16 protein-coding genes are annotated in these 19299 nt (G+C 70.9%); 4 read left to right on the top strand and 12 right to left on the bottom strand.

Translation table 11 applies throughout. The annotated features are described in order from the left end of the window. Nucleotides 1–9: 9 nt before the first annotated feature. The 10 genes from BCD49_RS00500 to BCD49_RS44645 form a co-directional block, all read right to left on the bottom strand. Entirely contained in the window at nucleotides 10–2373 is a 2364-nt protein-coding gene (locus BCD49_RS00500; RefSeq protein ID WP_007508731.1) for a HelD family protein, read from the bottom strand. Between the two features lie 159 nt (nucleotides 2374–2532). Further along, nucleotides 2533–3333 (bottom strand): FAD:protein FMN transferase, encoded by an 801-nt coding sequence (locus tag BCD49_RS00495; protein WP_007508728.1) that lies wholly within the window; start codon nucleotides 3331–3333, stop codon nucleotides 2533–2535. Between the two features lie 2 nt (nucleotides 3334–3335). After that, the gene (locus BCD49_RS00490) at nucleotides 3336–3923 is read right to left on the bottom strand and encodes an FMN-binding protein (RefSeq protein ID WP_071040980.1); all 588 of its coding nucleotides are present in this window, start codon (nucleotides 3921–3923) and stop codon (nucleotides 3336–3338) included. Nucleotide 3924: 1 nt separating this feature from the next. Continuing rightward, nucleotides 3925–5979, bottom strand: a complete 2055-nt coding sequence (locus BCD49_RS00485; RefSeq protein WP_007508725.1) for a ferredoxin reductase family protein — start codon at nucleotides 5977–5979, stop codon at nucleotides 3925–3927. A gap of 260 nt (nucleotides 5980–6239) precedes the next feature. After that, nucleotides 6240–7874 (bottom strand): sensor histidine kinase, encoded by a 1635-nt coding sequence (locus BCD49_RS00480; RefSeq protein ID WP_071040979.1) that lies wholly within the window; start codon nucleotides 7872–7874, stop codon nucleotides 6240–6242. Nucleotides 7875–7891: 17 nt separating this feature from the next. Next, nucleotides 7892–8647: a response regulator transcription factor gene (locus BCD49_RS00475; RefSeq protein WP_083401161.1), complete on the bottom strand. Its 756-nt coding sequence runs from the start codon at nucleotides 8645–8647 to the stop codon at nucleotides 7892–7894. Further along, the gene (locus tag BCD49_RS00470) at nucleotides 8647–9597 is read right to left on the bottom strand and encodes an FAD:protein FMN transferase (RefSeq protein WP_071040977.1); all 951 of its coding nucleotides are present in this window, start codon (nucleotides 9595–9597) and stop codon (nucleotides 8647–8649) included. The genes BCD49_RS00475 and BCD49_RS00470 overlap by 1 nt, the downstream gene beginning before the upstream one ends. Beyond that, entirely contained in the window at nucleotides 9597–10235 is a 639-nt protein-coding gene (locus tag BCD49_RS00465) for an FMN-binding protein (protein ID WP_007508718.1), read from the bottom strand. Before BCD49_RS00465 ends, BCD49_RS00470 begins: the two co-directional genes overlap by 1 nt. 99 nt (nucleotides 10236–10334) lie before the next feature. After that, nucleotides 10335–11840 carry a ferredoxin reductase family protein gene (locus BCD49_RS00460; RefSeq protein WP_007508716.1) on the bottom strand — a complete coding sequence of 502 codons (1506 nt, stop codon included), beginning with the start codon at nucleotides 11838–11840 and terminating at the stop codon, nucleotides 10335–10337. Between the two features lie 310 nt (nucleotides 11841–12150). After that, entirely contained in the window at nucleotides 12151–13305 is a 1155-nt protein-coding gene (locus BCD49_RS44645; RefSeq protein ID WP_007508714.1) for a helix-turn-helix domain-containing protein, read from the bottom strand. A gap of 75 nt (nucleotides 13306–13380) precedes the next feature. On the opposite strand from BCD49_RS44645, the gene BCD49_RS00450 reads away from it, so the two are divergent. Then, nucleotides 13381–13947, top strand: a complete 567-nt coding sequence (locus BCD49_RS00450) for a VOC family protein (protein ID WP_007508713.1) — start codon at nucleotides 13381–13383, stop codon at nucleotides 13945–13947. A gap of 114 nt (nucleotides 13948–14061) precedes the next feature. Here the strand turns inward: BCD49_RS00450 and BCD49_RS00445 are convergent, their stop codons facing one another. Continuing rightward, on the bottom strand, nucleotides 14062–15180 hold the full coding sequence (locus BCD49_RS00445) for an SRPBCC family protein (RefSeq protein ID WP_007508711.1): 1119 nt from the start codon (nucleotides 15178–15180) through the stop codon (nucleotides 14062–14064). 507 nt (nucleotides 15181–15687) lie between these two features. Continuing rightward, nucleotides 15688–16473: a winged helix-turn-helix transcriptional regulator gene (locus tag BCD49_RS00440; protein ID WP_007508707.1), complete on the bottom strand. Its 786-nt coding sequence runs from the start codon at nucleotides 16471–16473 to the stop codon at nucleotides 15688–15690. A gap of 237 nt (nucleotides 16474–16710) precedes the next feature. Between BCD49_RS00440 and BCD49_RS00435 the strand changes: the two genes are divergently transcribed. The 3 genes from BCD49_RS00435 to BCD49_RS00425 all read left to right on the top strand — a co-directional run bounded on the left by BCD49_RS00435 (nucleotide 16711) and on the right by BCD49_RS00425 (nucleotide 19206). Beyond that, on the top strand, nucleotides 16711–17562 hold the full coding sequence (locus tag BCD49_RS00435; protein ID WP_071040976.1) for a class I SAM-dependent methyltransferase: 852 nt from the start codon (nucleotides 16711–16713) through the stop codon (nucleotides 17560–17562). 168 nt (nucleotides 17563–17730) lie between these two features. Continuing rightward, nucleotides 17731–18351, top strand: coding sequence for a GNAT family N-acetyltransferase (locus BCD49_RS00430; RefSeq protein ID WP_007508705.1), 621 nt, complete (start codon nucleotides 17731–17733; stop codon nucleotides 18349–18351). A 66-nt stretch (nucleotides 18352–18417) separates the two neighbouring features. After that, on the top strand, nucleotides 18418–19206 hold the full coding sequence (locus tag BCD49_RS00425; protein ID WP_007508704.1) for a class I SAM-dependent methyltransferase: 789 nt from the start codon (nucleotides 18418–18420) through the stop codon (nucleotides 19204–19206). Nucleotides 19207–19299: the final 93 nt, after the last annotated feature.

The raw sequence follows: 19299 nt of genomic DNA, 5'->3' as shown, positions 1-19299 counted from the left end.
GAGAGGTACCTAATAGGTGACCGGCTCCGGGACGGTTTCCTGGGGCTTCAGGTGGTTGAGGATCTCTGGAAGCCGGTTGGAATGGAGGACGCCGAGGGAGCGGGTCGCTCGGGTCAGCGCGACGTAGAGGTCGTTCAGTCCGCGGGGGGACTCTGTGATGATCCGATCCGGGTCCACGACCAGGACCGTGTCGAACTCGAGGCCCTTGGACTGGCGGACGGTGAGGACCGCGACCGGGGAGGCCAGGTCGGGATCCTCGCCGACGGTGGTGGTGACGGGAAGGACCGCCGCGAGTTCGCGGCTCAGGTCGTCGAGCAGATCCGCCGGGACGAGGACCGCCAGGCGGCCACCGTCAGGACCATCGCCAAGGGACGCGCGCAGGTCGGCGGCCTCGCGGGCGGTGACCGCGGCCAGCTCACCGGCGAGCATGTCCGGCTCGACGGCGAGGCTCCATGGCGAGGTGCCGGTCTCCCGGACGGAGCGTGGCGGTTCCAGCTCCGGGTCGATCGAGGCGAGCACGCTGGCGGCGACCGACATGATCTCGGCCGGGGTGCGGTAGTTGACCGTCAGCCGTTCCAGCCGCCAGCGGTCGCCCAGATGCGGCCCGAGGACGGGACGCCACGACGAGGCACCGGCGAGGTCGCCGGTCTGGGCGACGTCGCCGACCAGCGTCATGGAACGGCTCGGGCAGCGGCGCATGACCATGCGCCAGGCCATGTGGGAGAGCTCCTGGGCCTCGTCCACGATCACGTGCCCGTAGGCCCAGGTCCGGTCGGCGGCTGCGCGCTCGGCCGTCGAACGGTCGTCGTCGTCCTCGTGCCGCTCCGCGAGCCGCTCGGCGTCCAGCAGGTCGGAGACCATGAGGACGTCCGGGTCGTCGTCCAGGTCCCGGGTGAGGATGTCCACGACGCCCTGCGCGTAGGCGATCCGCTCGCGGCGGCGGCGTTCCGCGGCGACCAGCGCCTCGGTCTCGTCCTCGCCCAGCAGTTCGGCGGCCTCGTCGAGCAACGGCGCGTCCGCCGCGGTCCACACCCCGTCGGCCGCGCGGCCACCGTGCGGATCGGCGCGGTAGAGCAGCAGCCGCTCGTCGTCGGCGAGACCGGCCTCCTCGCCGGCCGAGGCCAGCAGGTCCTCGTCGGCGAACAGGTCGGTCAGCAGCCACTGGGGAGTGAGGACCGGCCACAGGTCGTCGAGCGCGGTGAGCGCCCCGCCGTCCTGGCCCAGCTCCCGGCGGATGTCGTCCAGGATCTCGTCACCGAGCAGGTTGGTGTCGGGGCCCGGCGCGTCGTCCTCGCCGAGCGGGTCCTCGGCGTAGGGGTCGGCGCCGAGCCGGTCGGCGTACTGCTGGGCGAGCGCGTCGATGACAGCGCGGACGAACACCGGGCGGGCCTGGTTGTGCGGACGCCGGGTGGCCCGAGCCCGGTCGCGGGCCGCCTCACAGGTGGCCGGGTCGAGCAGCAGGACCTCGTCCTCGAACGGGATCTCCAGCGCCTCGTCGGGCACGCTCTGCCGGTCGCGCACCGCGGCTTCGATCAGCGCGGCCATCCGGGCGTCGCCCTTGAGCTGAGCGACCGCGCGCGGCTCGCTCCGCCCGGCGCGGACGCCCGGGAACAGGTCACCGACGGTGGACAGCACCACGCTGGTCTCACCGAGCGCGGGCAGGACGTGCGATATGTAACGCAGGAAGGTCGGGTTCGGGCCGATGACCAGTACGCCACGCTTCGACAGCTGCTCACGGTAGGTGTAGAGCAGGTACGCGGCGCGGTGCAGCGCGACGGCCGTCTTGCCCGTGCCGGGGCCGCCCTGCACGACGAGCACCCCCGAATGCCCGGCCCGGATGATCCGGTCCTGCTCGGCCTGGATCGTCTCGACGATGTCGCCCATCCGGCCCGTGCGACCGGCGGTCAGCGCGGCGAGCAGCCGCGCCTCGCCGGTGAGCGTCTCGTGCCCGGACTGGCCGTCGGGGGCGGCCGCGTCGAGATCGAGCACCTCGTCGTCGATCTGGAACACCCGGCGGCGCGACGTGCGGATATGCCGGCGCCGACGGACCCCTTCCGGAGAGGCGGCGGTGGCGAGATAGAAGGGACGGGCTGCGGGGGCCCGCCAGTCGATCAGCAGTGGGGTGTAGTCGTCGGACTCGTCGAAAATACCCAGACGACCGACATAGCGGGTCTCACCGTCGTGGAAGTCGAGCCGGCCGAAGCAGAGTCCGTCCTCGGCGGCGTCGAACCGGGCGAGCTGGCGGGTGTGCATCGCCGCCGTGGCCTGACGTTCGGTGTGGGCCTGCGGCCTGCCACCCGGCCGCTCCCGCAGGGCCTCGGCGAGCTGGGCGGACGCCTGTTCCCGGAAGTTGTCAAGACGCCCGTAGAGCATGGAGACATACTCCTGCTCACGCCCTACTTCTTCGTTTGACAATTCAACTCCCCGGCCAGTAAAATGCGCCCCGCGACATTGCTCGTATCTTGATGGGCCTCGTATCTTGATGGGCATCCCGATGACGACGGACGACTTTCGAATTCTAGCCCTCGAATTCTAGCCCTCGGAAGACGCGAACCGGCCGCCGTAAAACCCGGTCGAACTGTCCAGCCGGCCGGCGGAGTCCACGGTGAGCCACTCCCAGCCGTCGCTGGCGAGGTCCTTCAGGAGGTCCGGCGCACATGCGCCCGCGGCAAGGCCCGCGGTGGCGAAGGCGTCGGCCAAGGCCAGGTCTGGCCCGACGACGGTCACGGAGGCGAGACCGGTCGCGGGCGTCCCGGTCCGCGGGTCGCGGACATGGTCGCCCTGCTCGGCGGTGCCGGAGGTGGCGACGGCCAGGTCCGTGCCCTCGACGACGGCGACCACCCGGTCCCGGTGGAATGGGTCCGCGATCCCGACCCGCCAGGACCGCCCCTCGGCCGGCGCGCCGCGCAGGCGCATGTCGCCGGCCGCGTTCACGCAGTGATCGACGAGGCCGGCGGCGGTCAGCGCCGCGGAGGCGACGTCGGCCGCCCAGCCCTTGACCAGGCCGGTCGGGTCGACCGTGCCGTCACCACGCCAGGCCGGGTCGAACCAGCCGCCGCTGCGGTCCCGGCAGGACTCGGCCAGTCGGTAGACCTCCTGAACGTGCGCAGGGCAGTCCTCCAGGCCGATCTCGCCGCGTCGCAGCCGGGACACCCAGGACTGCGCCTTGAAGGTGCTGAAGTCCTCGTCCGCCCGGTGCAGCGCAGCGACCGCGGCCTCGATCGCGGCCGTGACCTCGACGGTGACCTCGGTCGACGGCGGCCGGACGGCAATGCTGACCACCGTCCCCATCACCGGCTCCGCGTGCACGCGCAGCGGCCGCCCGTCCGTCATCGTCAGAGGCCCGCCCTGTCGATCGCCGACTGGACGGACCACGCATACCCGCTGCTGGTGTAGGACGCGCCGGAGATCTGGTCGATCTTGGCGCTCTGGATGTCGAGGACCCGCTGCCGCAGGATCGGCACGGCCTCGTTGTTGATCTGGATGTCGCGCCACAACCGGTTCGGGAGCACCAGGRCGACCACGTCCGTGATCTTGTTGCCGGTGACCACGATCTGGACCTGCACCGGTCCGTACTTCGTGTCGATCGCGTCGCCGACGACGGTCCGCGGGGTGGGCGCGACCGATGGGCCCAAGCTGGCGGTGGGGCCGGGCGATGGGGTCGGGCTCGCGGAGGCCGTGGCGTCACCGGCGCTGGAACCCTCGTCGTCGCCGGACGGCGACCCGTCCGCGCCGCCGGTGGCGGGTCCGGTGGCGGGGCGGCCGGTCTCGGCCACCCCGGGCATGCCGGACGGCGTGACGAGCGCGGCGGGCTGGTCGCCCTGGGTGGCCAGGGCCTTGCCGCCCACGACGAGGACGACGGTTCCCAGTAGTCCGGCGAAGCCCAGCCGGGCCCGATATGCCTTCCCGGCGTTGAGGTTCATGTCAGGTCGCGGCGCCCGCTTCCGGCTGCTGGAGGCCGGCCGACGGCACCGCCACCTCCCTTCGGGTCACGTCTTCGTCCCGGTCCCGCTCGTCGGGGGCGGCGCGCCGCGTGCGGCGGGGGAAACCGGTTGAGTTGTCAGGATCCGAAGGATCCGGCCGTCCGTCGGCGCTGTCGACGCTCTTGGCACTGTCGGCGCCATCGGCACTACCAGCGTCATCGGCGCCGTCGGGGCGGTCGGCGTCCCGCGGCGCGCCGACGTAGGCGTCGCGCAGCGAGAAGACCTCGGTGTGGATCTGATCGGCGGCGAGGCCGAGAGTCTGCAGCGAGCGGACAAGCGTATGGATCATGCCGGTGGGTCCGCAGATGAAGACGTCGCGCTCGATCAGGTCCGGCACCGCCGCGGCGAGCGCGTCGGCCGCCAACGGGTCATGGCCAAGCTCACGCCGCGACCCGACGATGCCCTGGACCCTCATCCGATGTCTGCTCGCGATGCGCCGCAGCTCGCTCCACAACGCGAGATCGTCTGCCTTGCGCACCCGGTGGATGACGACGACGTCCTTGCCGCGGTTGGCGAGCTCCTCCGCGAGCGCCCGGATCGGCCCGATCCCGCCGCCGCCGGCGACGAGCAGCGACTTGCCGCGGGTCGCTCGCTCGGCGGTGAACAGCCCGAACGGGCCATCRACGACGACGACCGTGCCAGGACGGAGGCTGGCCATCGCCCTGGACTGGTCGCCCGCGGCCTTGACGGTGATGCGCAGCCGGTCCGGCCGAGGCGGCGCGGACAACGAGTAGGGGTGCGCGCTGAGCCAGTGCCCCGGGGCGAGGAACCGCCACCGCAGGAACTGGCCGGACCGCGCCCCGAGCCGGTCCACGTTCCGGCCGCGAATCCACACGGAGACGATCCCCGGCGCCTCCTCGACCACCCGCTCCACGCGCAGTCGATGCCGGACATTCGCGACAAGCGGCAGGACCAGCCGGCCGATGACCAGGCAGGCGAACACCGTCACGTACATCGCCCGCCAGAGCCGCTGGTTGACCGGATGGCCGACGAACTCGGCACCGGTGGACACCTGGTGCCCATAAACCAGAAGCACGGCCGCGTAGGCGGCCAGGTGCAGGAAGTACCAGACCTCATAGGAGATCCGCGGGCGCAGCGTACGGGCGCTGGTCACCCCGACGGTGACGAACAGCAGGACGCCGATCGTCGCCTTCCACATCTCCGGATAGGTCGTGATCACGGTGAACAGCTCGGACACCGGCTGTCGATGATCGGCGAGGCCGTAGCCCCAGACCGTCAGCAGCACGTGCGAGACCATCAGCAGCACGATGTTGGTGCCCAGCCCCCGGTGCCAGGCCGCCAGCCGTTCCAGCCCGACGGCCCGCTCGAGCACCGGAATCCGGGCCATGAGCAGCAGTTCGACCAGCATCAGGTAGGCCGCGAGCAGCCCGCTGACCCGGCCGAACGCGGTCATCACCGCCGCGCCGCCGTGAAGGCTGGACCCCGGGGTGGCGAACCACCAGAGCCCCACGACCAGAACGCCCCAGGCCACCAGCCCCGCCCGCACCGCGAGCTGCCCCCGCCGCTGCGCGGACCGCGATGCCGTCGAACTGGTCGAATTCGTCGAACCCGACGGCCGGCCGCTTGCCCGGCCGACCGCCTGCCCGGTGGTCGGACGGGCGGGCGCCGTGGCCGCCGCTGGCGCGGCCATAGCTGTAGCCGTAGCCGTAGCCGCCACGGGCTCCGCGGCGGCTACGGCCGCGGCGGGCTCAAGGCGGTAGCCGGGCATGGTCACCGGCATCTCGGTCCCGCCGACGGGACCTGGCTCGGTCACCGGAGTCCCGTCTTCGACTGGCGCGAGGTCGAGGCGGTAGCCGGGCATGGTCGCCGGCACCTCGATCGAGCCGAGAGACCCGGGCCCGGCCGCCGGCATCCCGTCCCCCGCCGACGCGAGGTCGAGGCGGTAACCGGGCATGGTCGCCGGTACCCCGCCCTCGTCGACGGGACCGGGCTCGGTCGCCGAGGTCCCGTCTTCCGGGACCCGAGTGGAGTCCATAAGGGTAGAGCGTGCCTGGTCGGCGGGAGAATTCCCTAGGAAAGTCCTGCGAATGACTCGTGATTCTGGAACCGATGCCTGGACACACGCCCCGTTCCGGCAGATCGGCCTTCGGTCGGCACCATGCGCCACCGAGCGGAGACTGGACGCAGCCACCAGGTCACGGTGCGGAGTACCCGAACGGGTGGAGAGGCAATGCGTTCGTGGTGACGATGGCTACCTGCGGTAACCGTCGTCGGGCCATCGGCCGATGACCGAGGTCAGCGGCAGGGCAGGGTGAGACGGAAGGTCGCACCGCCACCGAGGGTGGGCTGGTAGTCGACCTGACCACCATGGGCGGCGGCGACGGCCGCGACGATGGACAGGCCCAGCCCGGTGCCGCCGACGTCGCGGGAGCGGCCCGGGTCGGCGCGGTAGAAGCGTTCGAAGATGTGGGCGACGCTGTCTTCGGGGACGCCCGCACCATGATCGATAACCGAAATCACTACGTCGGCCGCGTCCGAAGCCAGATACGTCCCTGGCCCCGCGGCTCGCTTGCCCGAAGAATTCGCGCTCATCGAGGGGCCAGGCCTGGCAATCAGCTCTGGCTTCAGGTCCGGGCCGATCTCGGCCGCTTTGACGGCTTTGGGCAGGTTCGTAGCGGCGGCGGTGACGGCGGTCGGCGCGGCGCTGGTGACGGTCACGGCGATCGGAGTGTCCGGCGGGGTATGGACAAGCGCATTGCGGACGAGATTCCCGATCGCCTGCCGTAGCCGGCTCTCATCGCCGGTGATCTCCAGGAACGGCGGGGTCTCAGTCTCGATGATCCTGTTCGGGGCGACGACGCGGGCATCGGTCACGATGTCGCGGACCATGGCAGCGACATCGACCGGCTCGTGCTCGGTCGCCGGCCCCTGGTCCAGCCGGGCAAGCAGCAACAGATCATCCACCAGGCCGGCCATCCTGGTCGACTCCTCTTCGATACGGCGCATGACCATGGTCAGGTCCTCGGGCCGTTCGGCGGCGCCCCGGTGGAACATCTCGGCGTAGCCGCGAATCGAGGTGAGCGGGGTTCGCAGTTCGTGGCTGGCGTCCGCGACGAAGCGACGCAACCGCTGTTCGGAGGCCTCTCGGGCGCGGAAGGCCGCCTCTATCTGGGTGAGCATGGCGTTGAACGCCAGACCAAGCCGTCCGACCTCCGTACGCCGACTTGTGTCCCCGACCCGCTTCGCCAGGTCACCCCCGGCGATCTCGTCGGCCGTCTGCTCGATCCGGGTAAGCGGGCGCAGCCCGATCCGGATGAGGAGGTAGGCCAGCGTTACCAGCGCGGCCATCACCACCGAACTCGCGACAATCTCGATCTTGGCCACGCGCTCGAGGGTCGCGTCCATCTCCGCGTAGGGGACGGCAACGACGAGCACGTCCCCGTTGTCGAAACGCTCCGCGAGCATCCGGAACCGGTCGTCGTGTCCCTCGGCCGGCACGGTCCACAGCGGGGCGGTCRCCAGGTTTGGGCGAACCTCGGCGGCGGCGAGCAGCCAGCCCTCGATGACCGGTCGCTCCGTCGGCGTCCGGTCGCCGCTCGGGCCGGGGCTGGACTCCAGCAGCCGATGGCCGCCGCTGTCGTACAGCGCTCCGTAGGTTCCGACCAGGAACGCGCTGCCAAATCGCGGGTCCCGATCGTCACCGTCGGCGCTACCCCAGCCACCTTGACCGCTGTTATCGCCGTCGTTGTCGCCGTGGCCAGTGGCGCGCAGCAGTGTCTGCTCCATCACCGGGTGGGCGTCACGCACCTGCTGGTCCAGGCGCCTCATCAGGTAGGACTGCAGGGCGACGTGGGTTCCGACCGCGCCGAGCGTCAGGCCGACCGCGAGCAGTCCCACCAAGGCGAGCAACAACCTGGCGCGCAACGACATACCAGCTCCCGCCTGGATCAGCGTGGTAGGCGCAGCACGTAGCCGACCCCGCGCACCGTGTGAATCAGCGGCGGCTGAACATCGTCGATCTTTCGCCGCAGGTAGCTGATGTAGGTCTCCAGGATGCTGGCTTCCCCACTGAAGTCGTGGCCCCAGACGTGGTCGAGGATCTGGGCCCGGGTCAGGACGGCGCGGGCATTGGTGAGCAGGTAGTGCAAAAGGCGGTACTCCGTGGCGGTCAGCTCGACGAGACGCCCGGCGCGGCGGACCTCCCTGGTCCGTGGGTCGAGTTCCAGGTCGGCGAAGCGCAGCGGCGCGGGCCCGTCATCGCCGGGCGCGGCGGTACCGGCGCGCCGCAGGACCGCGCGGACCCGGGCCACCAGTTCGGAGACCGCGAACGRCTTGGTGACGTAGTCATCGCCGCCGAGGGTCAGCCCGTGCACCTTGTCCTCGGTGGTGTCGCGGGCGGTGAGGAACAGCGTGGGAATGCCATGCCCGGCGTGGCGCAACCGCTCACAGACGGCGAAGCCGTCGATGTCCGGCAGCATGACGTCGAGCACGAGCAGATCCGGCGGGTCCAGCGCGACCCGGGTCAGCGCGGCCTGGCCCGAGTGCACGGCGGCTATCTCGAAGCCCTCGTACCGCAACGCCATGGCGACAAGATCGGTGATCGCCTCCTCGTCGTCGACGACGAGGACCCTGACCCGCGGGCCGCCCGCGCCACCTGTCGAGGCACGGGCCGAGTCGCCCGCCGATGGACTTACCTGTGCCATCACGAACTCAGTCTCACCCTTGGCAGGTCCGGCCCGAGGACCGATGGAAGTGTGGCGGCGGCGACCTGCCCCACGTAGCCGAAGCACGCCACGACCGGTTGGCCGGGCCGGCCAGCCTGGCCGCGGAAACCAGCCGAGTAGGCCACCCCACCGGTCGAGTCGACCGTGAGCCACTCCCAGCCGTCCCGGGCGAGGTCGTTCAAAAGTTCCGGCGCGTTCCGGCCTGCGGCAAGACCTGCGGTCGCGTAGGCATCGGCCAACGCCAGATCCGGCCCAACAACCGTGACGGAGGCAAGACCCGACGCGGGCGCTCTCGTCCACGGATCGACGACATGGCCACCCTGTTCGGCGATGCCAGACGTGGCCACAGCCAGATCCGTGCCCTCGACGACGGCGACGACCCGATCCCGGTGAAACGGGTCCGAGATCCCCACCCGCCACGACCGCCCCGGCGCCGGCGCACCGCGCAGCCGCAGATCCCCGGCCGCGTTCACACAATGATCGGCAACTCCAGCCAGAGACAGCGCCGCCGAAGCGACGTCCGCCGCCCAGCCCTTCACCAGACCAGTCGGATCCAAGGTGCCATCGCCACGCCACGCTGGATCGAACCAGCCACCGCTGCGGTCCCGGCAGGCCTCGRCAAGCCGGTAGACCTCCCGAACATGCCCAGGGCAGTCCTCCAGACCGATCTCGCCGCGCCGCAGTAGGGAGACCCACGACCCCGCCTTGAAGGTGCTGAAATCCTCATCCGTCTGCCGCAGCGCCGCCACCGCCACCCCGATCGCCGCGTCCAGACCCAGCGCCGCGTCCGAACCCAGCGCCGCGGGACCTGCCCCGTCCACTGGTGGGGCGTTCAGACCGGCCGTTCGCGACGGCGGCCGGACGGTGATGCTCACGACCGTCCCCATCACCGGCTCCACATGCACATGGGCCGGCTGTTCGTCCGCCATCACCCCAGCCCTGCCTTGTCGATCGCGGACTGCACGGACCATGCATACCCACTACTGGTGTATGAGGCGCCGGAAACGGCATCGATCTTGGCGCTCTGAACCGTGAGGACCTCCTGCCGCAGGATCGGCACGGCCTGACTGTTGATCTCGATATCACGTCGCTCCCGGTCCGGCACCTGGAGAGTGACGACATCGGTGATCTTGTTACCGCTGATGACGAGTTGTACTTGTACTGCCCCATACCTCGTGTCCACCGCGTCGCCAGTGACGGTCCTCGTGCCCGAGGTACCGCTGGAGGCGGCCGAGCCTGACGCGCCCGAGGCGGTCGAGCCGGAACCACCGGTGGATCCAGCGCCGCTGGTACCGGTCGAGCCGGTGGCGGCGGATGGGGTCGGGGCGGCGGTCACCGCGCCGTCGTCGTTCCCTGAGGCCTCGTCGCCGGACGACGTCTCGTCTTCGCCGCTGCTCGCGGACCCGGTGGAGGGCTGGCCGGTCTCGGACGTGCTCGGCAGGGCAAGCGCGGCGGGTTGGTCTCCCTGGGTGGCCATGGCCTTGCCGCCGACGACGAGAACGACGGTTCCCAGCAACCCCGCAAAGCCAAGCCGCGCCCGATAGGCCTTCCCGGCGTTGAGGTTCATCTCATGTCGCGGCGCCTGCTTCCGGCCCAGGGGCCGGTGAGGGCACCGCCACCTCCATTCTTCGGTCTTCGGTCTCCGTCCCGCGCGTCAGCGGAGCGGTCAACGCAGCGAGAAGTCCTCGGTGTGGATCTGGTCGTCGCCGAGGCCGAGGGCGCGCAGGGATCGGACGAGCCCGTGGGTAAGCCCGGCGGGCCCGCAGATGAAGACGTCGCGCTCGATCACGTCCGGCACCGACTCGGCAAGCAGGTCAGCCGACATCGGGTCATACCCAAGCTCACGCCGCGACCCGACGACGCCGTGCACCAGCAGCCGCCGGTTGCTCGAGATACGCCGCAGCTCCCGCCCCAGCGCGAGATCCTGCGTTCTGCGCACCCGATGGACGACGATGACGTCGTCGCCGCGGCTGGCGAGATCCTCCGCGAGCGCCCGGATCGGCCCGATCCCACTGCCGCCCGCGACGAGCAACGACTTGCCGCGGGTGGCCTGCTGAGCGGTGAACCGCCCGAACGGGCCCTCGGCGACGACGAACGTGCCGGGTCGGAGGCGGGCGATCGTGCTCGAGTGGTCGCCGGCTGCCTTGATCGTGATACGTAGCCGGTTCGATTGGGGCGGGGCGGATAGCGAGTAGGGATGAGCGCTGATCCAGTGCCCAGGCGCGAGGAACCGCCACAGCAAAAACTGCCCGGATCGCGCACCGAGCCGATCCAACTGCCGGCCGCGGAGCCACACCGACACGACCCCGGGTGCTTCTTCGACGACGTGCTCCACCCGCAGCCGATGCCGGACAATCGCGGCGAGCGGCAGGACCAGCCGCCATAGGACGAGGCAGGCGGCAACGGCCACGTACATCGCCTGCCAGATGCGCTGGTTGACCGGATGGCCAACGAACTCGGCACCGGTCGCCGTCTGGTGCCCGAAGACCAGAAGTACGGCTGCGTAGCTCGTCAGGTGCAGGAGGTACCAGGCCTCGTAGGAGATCCGCGGGCGCAGCGCACGGGCGCTGGCCATCCCGACCGCGACGAACAGCAATACACCGATCGTCGCCTTCCACATCTCTGGATACGTCGTGATCACCGTGAACAGCTCGGACACCGGCTGGTTATGGTCAGCAAGCGCGTAGCCCCAGACGGTCAGCAGGACATGCAGAACCATCAGCAACACGACGTTGGTACCGAGCCCTCGATGCCAGGCCGCCAGCCGGTCCAGGCCGACAGCCCGTTCCAATGCCGGAACCCGCGCCATCAACAGCAGCTCGACCAACATCAGGTAGGCCGCGAGCAGCCCACAGACCCGGCCGAACGCCGTCATCACGGCCGCGCCCCCGTGCACACTGCTCCCCGAGGTGTCCAACCACCACAGCGCCACGACCAGGACGCCCCAGGCCACCAACCCAGCCCGCACCGCGAGCCGCCCCCGCCACCCCGCCGACCACCGCGTACCCCGGCGCGACGACCGGACGACTGCCCGGTCACGACCCTGGCCTACGGCCTCGGCCGCCGTCCGGTGACGGCCCGCGGCGCCGCCGGTGCCGCCGGTGCCGAACCGGTACTCCCGGCCGGGCGATGTCTCCAGCGTCAGCACGGACTCGGGCCGCTGACCGGACATCGTCGGCCTCGCGCCGGTCGAGTCAGGGGGACCCAATTCGGTCGCCGTAGTCCCGTCGTCTGGGGCCCGCGTGGAGTTCATGGCGCCAAGCGTGTCCACCCAACCTGGGAATTCCCTGGGAGATTCCTGGGAGCGCCCCGGGAACCAGAGCCGGCGCCGAGGCCTTTCAGGCAATCTTCAGCTATTAAGTTCCTGTCAGCCGTACAGGTCCCGAGTGGACGGTTGGCCGCAGGTCTCCCGGTCCGGGCACGAGCCATGGAACGTCGCGACCGTAACTCTGCCGTGCTGCGATCGAATGCATCAGGGCGGTTCAGCGGCCCGTGGTGACGGCGGACGCGGCGTAGGCGCCGGGTGGGACACCGACGATCTCTCGGAAGTCGCGGTTGAAGTGGGCCTGGTCGAACCAGCCGAGGCTGGCGGCCAGCTCCGCGAGGTTGATCCCGGCCGGGTCTCCGGCCGCCGCCGCGGCGTCGAGCGCGGCCTGGGCGTCGTGCAGGCGGAAGCGGCGCAGCACCCACTTCGGGCCGACGCCAACATAGCGGCGAAAGAGACGCTGCAGCGTGCGGGGCTCGATGTCGTGCCGCTCGGCGACGGCCTGGACGGCTGTGAGCGCGCGGTCGGCCAGCATGTCGGCGACGATCGCGAGCACCTGCTCGTATCGCGGGTCGGGGGCGGGCCGCCTGGCCAGGAGGAACTCGTCCATCAGGGCGACTCGTTCCTCGTCCTGCGCCACCGCGAGGATCGCAGCCTGCAGGTCATGGGCGTCCTTCGCCAGCGACGCGGGCCGCCGGGCGACATCGCTGGCATTCCCACCCAGAGGCCCGGGCCCGCCGCCGGCCTCGCCGCCGTCGACCCCGCGCCTGTCGACCCCGCCGCCGTCGGCGCCGTCGGCGTCGCCGCGGTCAGCGCCGTCGGCATCGTCGATGTCGGCATCGTCGGAGGCCTGGCCGCCGTCGGCTCCGATCCAGCCGGTGAGGGCGTCCGCGAGCGGGACGGCGCGGTCGGTGTAGGCGGCGACGTCGGCACCCGTGAACGCGGCGAAGCCGCCCGGGCGGAACTTCACCCCAAAGACCCGGCCCTCGCCGTGGAGAAGAATGTCGAAGCGCCTGGTCACCACGCCGTGCACGAGGGTCCCCGGCATCGCGTACCCGTGCCGCGGGCCGGCGCCGGACTCCACCGACAGGTGCACCGCCGGATGACTCAGCACCGATGAGAGATACGACGTGCCGGGCGGCAGGTCCCAGCGGATCGTCCAGTACCGCTCGATCCAGAGCCCGAGATCCGGATGCGCCGCCGGACGGCCCAGGGTGAAGTGCCGCAGCCCCTCGTCGGGACGCAGCACGCCGGCGAGCGACGCCGTCGCCGGCCGCGGCAGCTCGGGTGGCAGTGACCGGGGCGGCGCGGCGGCGCCCGGCCGTGACGACGGCACCCCGGGTGGGGGCGCTCCCGGTTCTTCCGAGGCCACTGGTGGTTCCGAGGCCACTGGTGGTGTCGCGTTCGTCCAAGGCCGCACCCCGCCAGCGTAGGCACGATCACTGACATGACCACAGACACCAGCCAGCTCGGCGACACCACTGCCACTACCACTGCCCCGACCGCCACCGGACCGGCGCCGGCCGTGAGCCCGGTACCCGCCGGATACAGCACCCTGACGCCGTTCTTCGTCGTCGACGGTGCCGAGCAGGCGATCGCGTTCTATGAGGCGGTGCTCGGCGCCCGGGTCGTCGGCCGCAATGACACCCCCGACGGCAGGGTCGCCCACTGCGAGCTCCAGGTCGCCAACGGCCGGATGCAGCTGTCCGACCCGGCCCCCGACCACAACCTGGTCGCGGCGTCTGGCGGCGACGACGTGAGCCGTTCCACCGTCGCCTACCTGCCGGACGTCGACGCCGCCTATGCCCGGGCCGTTCAGCTCGGCGCGAAGGGGTACGGCGAGCCGTCGACCTTCGTCACCGGCGACCGCTTCGCCGCGTTCCTGGACCCGTGGGGCCACCGCTGGGCCGTCATGACCCGGGTCGAGGACGTCGACCCCGCGGAGGCTCAGCGCCGCGTCGACGCCTGGCTCGCCGAATCCGCCGACGCGGACGAGACCGGCCCGGAGAACTGAGACCACGAAGAAACCGGGGCCGCCAAGAGCTTGGGCCCTGAAGAAACCGAGAAGAAGCCGTCTGGCCCGGAAACGCGACCCGCGTTTCCGGGCCGACGTCTCGGAGCCGGCGCCTCAGCGTTGTCTGCGGGCGAGGGCGCGCGTGTTACGCCTGACACGGATCATCTGCGTCATTCGCGTCTGCTCACCCAGGCGGTCGTCACGGCGCTCGGGTTCGAGCACACTTCTGATCGCCTCGTTCTCCCGGTTCAGCTCGTCGCCGGTTCCGCTGAGCGCGTCCAGCATGCGCCGGCGCTGCTCCGGCATGAGCGTCGGCTTGGCGCCGAGCCAGACGGTGCGGGTGAGCCGGGTGGCGCCGGGGCCGAAGGCCCGCAGCAGCGTCTCGGCCCGCAGGGAGTGGTTGCCGGCGCTGCGCACGATCGTCCGGCGCGGCGGCTCGAACGCGATGATCTCCGTCTCCTGGGCGAGACCCTCGGTGCCGGGAACAGTCGGGTGGCGCTCGGTGACGGTGATCCGCCCGACGCCGGCCGGTGTGCCCGGCTTCCGGTAGGCCCGCGCGACGGCGGGGTCATAGCGGGGCAGGTTCTCGGGGTTGTCGAGGAACTCCCACACGTACGCCCGCGGCCGCTCGACGATGACGGTCGACTCAGCGACCTGGATCCATTCCACCAGGTGCCGCGCCTGGACCAGGCTCAGCACGTGTTTCCCGTCGGTGACCGCACCCGAGGCGAGCACCCGCGGCCACAGGTTCGCCGCCGCCTGGAAGATGTTGACGCCGCAGAACAGGACGAGGATGGCGCCGACGTAGGCGACCAGATCCTGCTCGGCGAAGACTCCGGTCGCCGGCAGCGGCCCGTTCCCGATCTCGGCCGCGCACGACTGCGAGGAGAGACCGCAGCGGGCGAATCCCAGCCCGTCGGGCAGCGCCAGCGCGAGGGCCACGAAGTTCATCGCGATGCCGCCGCTGTAGGCGACGACCCCGCGCCACCCCGATATCCAGCCGTGCCGGGGAGAAATGAGCGCCGCGGCCTTGCCGAACTTGCGGCCGAACTGCAGGAACCTGCCGGACCTGGTGAAGTCGGCGCTGGTCCCGCCGACGACGAAGCCGCGGACCCGGTAACCGACGGAGAGCGCCGCCAGGGCGTGCCCAAGCTCGTGGATCACATTGCTGACCAGCACCACCACGGGCACGGAGGCCACGATCGCGACCAGAGACAGCCACTGCTGCGCCACTCGTCTCCCATCCAGATCATCCCCATCCGCCCCAGACATCGTTTATCAGACGACGTCGAAGACGGGCGGAGGGCCCCGGACGCGACGCTCCCAGGTAGCGGCTCGTAAGCGCTTCGTTGGCCGGGAACGGGGCATMCGAGAAGGGGACGATGCAGTGGGAATGGCCTAGTCGAGGAGGTCTCGCTCCTCAGTGGTGATCCTGTCGACGCATCCATCCACGGCCGGGCTGGGGGCCTTCCCGTAGATCTTGTCGGGAACGGCTCCCGCCGATCCGCCGGACGCCTGTTCCGATACGCAGTGAGCGATCACCCCTCCTCGACGGGCGAGGCTCGACACATGATCGCCGAATGGGTATGGGAGGCGGCACTCCACACCCTTTTTTGCCCGATTTATCCATACCCGGTCTGCGATCAAGATGTGATCCGCCCCCCAGACAGGCCGAAGATCACCAGCTGAGTATGCGATTGGGCGTTGACGACCGGGCAACGAAGATCCACCGGAAGCGAGCTACCCGGCCATCGCCTCGTCGCGGGCGCCCGGGATGGCGGCGAGGGCCGCGGCGTGGGCCGCGAAGACGTCGGTGTAGGTCGGGACGGGCATACCGGCGCCGCGCAGTTCCGCGCGCCGCAGGCCCGCGGCGAAGAACCCGTTGTCGAACCAGGTCGGGAAGTCCCGGGCCAGCGCCGCCGGACCGCGCACCTCGACGTGGCCGGCGTCCAGCAGCGAACGGAACGAGACCCTGCCGAGAAGCCATCGGTGCATCTCACGGGTGCTGGCGCTGATCGAGAGCTCGGCGTCCTGTCCCGGGTCGTCCCTGCAGACGGTGATCACGGGACGCTCCATCTCCAGCCAGCCCTCGGCGGCACCAGGGCCGGTGAGGATGACGTGCGCGAACGTCCGTCGTCGAGGCAGCCGGTCGATGACCGCGTGCTGGTGCATCCGCCAGATCAGCGACAGGCCGTCACAGTCGTCGTCATCCGGGTCATTGAAGATCCATTCGGCAGCCCACTGACCCATCGCCCAGATGATGGGCGTGATCGACCAACCCGCCGCCGTCAGGTCGTAGCGGCCGGGGCGTCCCCGCTCAGCCGACTCCCGGACGACGAGGCCCTGGCGCTCCAGCTGCCGGAGCCGTTGCGCGAGCAACGTCCGGCTCATCTTGGGTACACCACGGTGAATCTCGTTGAAGCCGCTCGCTCCGATCATGAGCTCGCGGATGATCAGCGGCGTCCAGCGGTCGCCGAGGACCTCGACACACAGCGAGATCGGACAGTAGTCCGAATGGATTGCCATTCGATCATGAGAACATGGCCACCCGCCCACTGGGTAGTCCAGATCCTGTACCGAAGCTGACAACCAGCGGACACCCGCCAGTACAGGAACGCGACTGGTCCCCGGCCCGGCCCCCGACCGAACCTTCTTCCAGGCACAACGAGCAGGCGGCGACCGGCCCACCGAGGGTCGCGGCGGCGCCCGCGACGTCCCCGCCCTGGGCACGACCGACCCGGGCAACCTCGAAGGAGAAGAGCAATGACGCTCACCCCCACGACCCCTACCCCCACCGCGACGGCGACCGGGCCGGACCTGGCCGCGGTCAAGGCGAAGCAGCAGAAGACGTGGTCCAGCGGCGACTTCGCCGTCGTGGGCGCGCGCATCGTGCTGCAGAGCGAGCTGCTGGCGGAGGCGGCCGATCTACGCGCCGGCTGGCGGGTGCTGGACGTGGCCTGCGGGTCCGGGAACGCGGCGCTCGCCGCCGCCCGGTCGGGCACTTCGRCCGTCGGCGTCGACTACGTTCCCAGCCTGCTGGACACCGCCCGTAAGCGCGCCGCGGCCGAAGGACTCGACGTCGAGTTCCGCGTCGGCGACGCCGAGGACCTGCCCGTCCCCGACGGCTCGTTCGACGCGGTGCTGTCGGTCTTCGGCTCGATGTTCGCGCCCGACCACCACCGGGCCGCCGCCGAGCTGATCCGCGCGACCCGGCCCGGCGGCGTGATCGGCCTGGTGTCCTGGACGCCGTCCGGGTTCATCGGCGAGATGTTCCGGACGATCACGAAGCACGTCCCCGGGCCGAAGGGCGTCCAGTCACCGATGCTGTGGGGGACCGAGGACCACCTGGCCGAGCTGTTCGGCGGCGCGGCGGTCGAGATCCGGTCGACGCAGCAGACCTGCGTGTTCCGGTTCGCCTCGCCGGAGGAGTTCGTCGGCTTCTTCCGACGCTGGTACGGGCCGACGTTCAAGGCCTTCGAGGCGCTGGACGAGGACGGCCGCGACGACCTCGCCGCCGACCTGGCCGACCTGGCGCGCCGCTGGGACCGCCACCAGGACGGCGGCAGCGTCGCGCTCCCGTCCACCTACCTCGAGACGATCATCTCCTTGCGCTAGCCGCCAGCCGCTAGCCGCCCGGCGCTCGACGCCTGACGTCAGGCGCCCGACGTCAGGCGCCAGCCACTTGGCGCCCGACGCTTGGCGTCAGACCTTGGCCACGTTACGTCAACATGACGTTRCCCCCCATGGGCTCCCGACACGGTTGGCCATCGAGAAAATGGTGGCATGGAACTCGCACAGCGGGCCGACGCGCCACCGACCGCGGAATCCCAGATCGTGATCAGGCCGGCGGCGGGTCGGGGCGACGCCGCCATCATTCGGGAGATCTACGCGCCCTGGATTCTGGAGACGGCGATCTCGTTCGAGGAAGCCGTTCCCAGCGTGGACGAGATGCTGGAGCGGATGAACGCGCGGCCGCGGATGCCATGGCTGATCGCCGAGGTCGACGGCGAGCCCGCCGGGTACGCCTACGCCAGCCGGCACGCGGCCCGCGCGGCCTACCGCTGGTCGGCCGACGTCTCCGTCTACCTGACGAAGGGGCAGCGGGGCCGCGGGCTGGGCCGCCGGCTGTACGACCACCTCATCCCCGAGGTGCGCGCGCTCGGCTACGTGACGTTGTTCGCCGGGGTCACCCATCCCAACCCGGCCAGCGTCGGCCTGCACACCGCGGTCGGCTTCCAACTAGCCGGTGTTCACCCGAACACCGGCTACAAGTTCGACCGTTGGCACGACGTCGGCTGGTACGTCCTCACCCCCGACGGTGGCCCGCCCGCCACCCCGGCGGAGCCGCTCGAGTGGGACCCGTCCGACCCCGTCGCGGCGTCGTCCGAGGCCGCGACGGGCTGAGCCGGAAGCCCGGGAAGCGCCAGCGAATCGGAAGATCAACGGGGCTCGCCGTCATAGGGTGAGGCCGTGCCGGAGTCCGTCAATTTTGACCGGATCGCTGACCGTTACGACGACACCCGCGGTGGTGAGGCGCGCGGCCGCTCGGTCGCCACCCAGGTCGGACCGCACCTGCCGGCCGGCAGGCTGCTGGAGATCGGCGTCGGGACCGGGCTGGTCGCCGCCGCCTTCACCTCCCTCGGTTGGGAGGTCATCGGCATCGACCTGTCGGCGCAGATGCTCGCCTACGCGGCGCGGCGGGTTCCGGGACGGGTCGTGCGCGCCGATGCGAGCGCGATCCCGCTCCCGGACGCCAGCGTCGACGCCTGCCTCTCCGTTCACGTACTGCACCTGGTCGCCGACACCTCCGCCGTCCTGGGCGACGTGGCCAGAGTGCTGCGGCCCGGCGGATGCCTCGCGGTCGTGGGCAGGGGCGACCATGACACGGTCTCCGACGTCGACCGCCTCATGGATGCGATGAGCGCCCGGCTGGACACCTACCGGTTGCAGGCCGCCCGATCCCGGCCCGAGTCGGTCATCGAGACGGCCGAGCGGCACGGGCTGCGCCTGGTCGAGAGATTCCCCATCGGGCAGGAAGAGGACGCCGCGACGCCCGAGCAGGTCGCCGCGGAGACCGAGAGCCGGCTCTGGTCCCGGCTGTGGGACCTGCCGGACGACATCTGGGCCGCCGAGGTCGAACCGACGATCAAACAGCTACGTCAGCTCCCCGACCAGGACCGGCCGCGTCCCGTCGTGGCCTACTCACCGGTGCTCGTCTTCGAGGCCACCGCTGGCGCTCCCGAGGGCCGCGCCGACTGATCGCCGGCCGATCGCTCGGCGCGGGTTGCTCCCAAAGCACGGGCTGATCCCGAGGCGTGGGCTGATCCCGAGGCGCCGGCTGGCGCCGAAGGG

This window comes from Pseudofrankia sp. EUN1h, assembly GCF_001854645.1.
Lineage (GTDB): Bacteria > Actinomycetota > Actinomycetes > Frankiales > Frankiaceae > Pseudofrankia > Pseudofrankia saprophytica.
This window is presented reverse-complemented; position numbering and strand designations above follow the sequence as displayed.

What these genes read in the sequence shown, in the direction of transcription:
- BCD49_RS00440 (WP_007508707.1), bottom strand. Translation starts at nt 16,473, where the DNA reads ATGGCAATCCATTCGGACTACTGTCCGATCTCGCTGTGTGTCGAGGTC.
- BCD49_RS00430 (WP_007508705.1), top strand. Translation starts at nt 17,731, where the DNA reads ATGGAACTCGCACAGCGGGCCGACGCGCCACCGACCGCGGAATCCCAG.
- BCD49_RS00450 (WP_007508713.1), top strand. Translation starts at nt 13,381, where the DNA reads ATGACCACAGACACCAGCCAGCTCGGCGACACCACTGCCACTACCACT.
- BCD49_RS00465 (WP_007508718.1), bottom strand. Translation starts at nt 10,235, where the DNA reads ATGAACCTCAACGCCGGGAAGGCCTATCGGGCGCGGCTTGGCTTTGCG.
- BCD49_RS00460 (WP_007508716.1), bottom strand. Translation starts at nt 11,840, where the DNA reads ATGTCCGGTCAGCGGCCCGAGTCCGTGCTGACGCTGGAGACATCGCCC.
- BCD49_RS00495 (WP_007508728.1), bottom strand. Translation starts at nt 3,333, where the DNA reads ATGACGGACGGGCGGCCGCTGCGCGTGCACGCGGAGCCGGTGATGGGG.
- BCD49_RS00500 (WP_007508731.1), bottom strand. Translation starts at nt 2,373, where the DNA reads ATGCTCTACGGGCGTCTTGACAACTTCCGGGAACAGGCGTCCGCCCAG.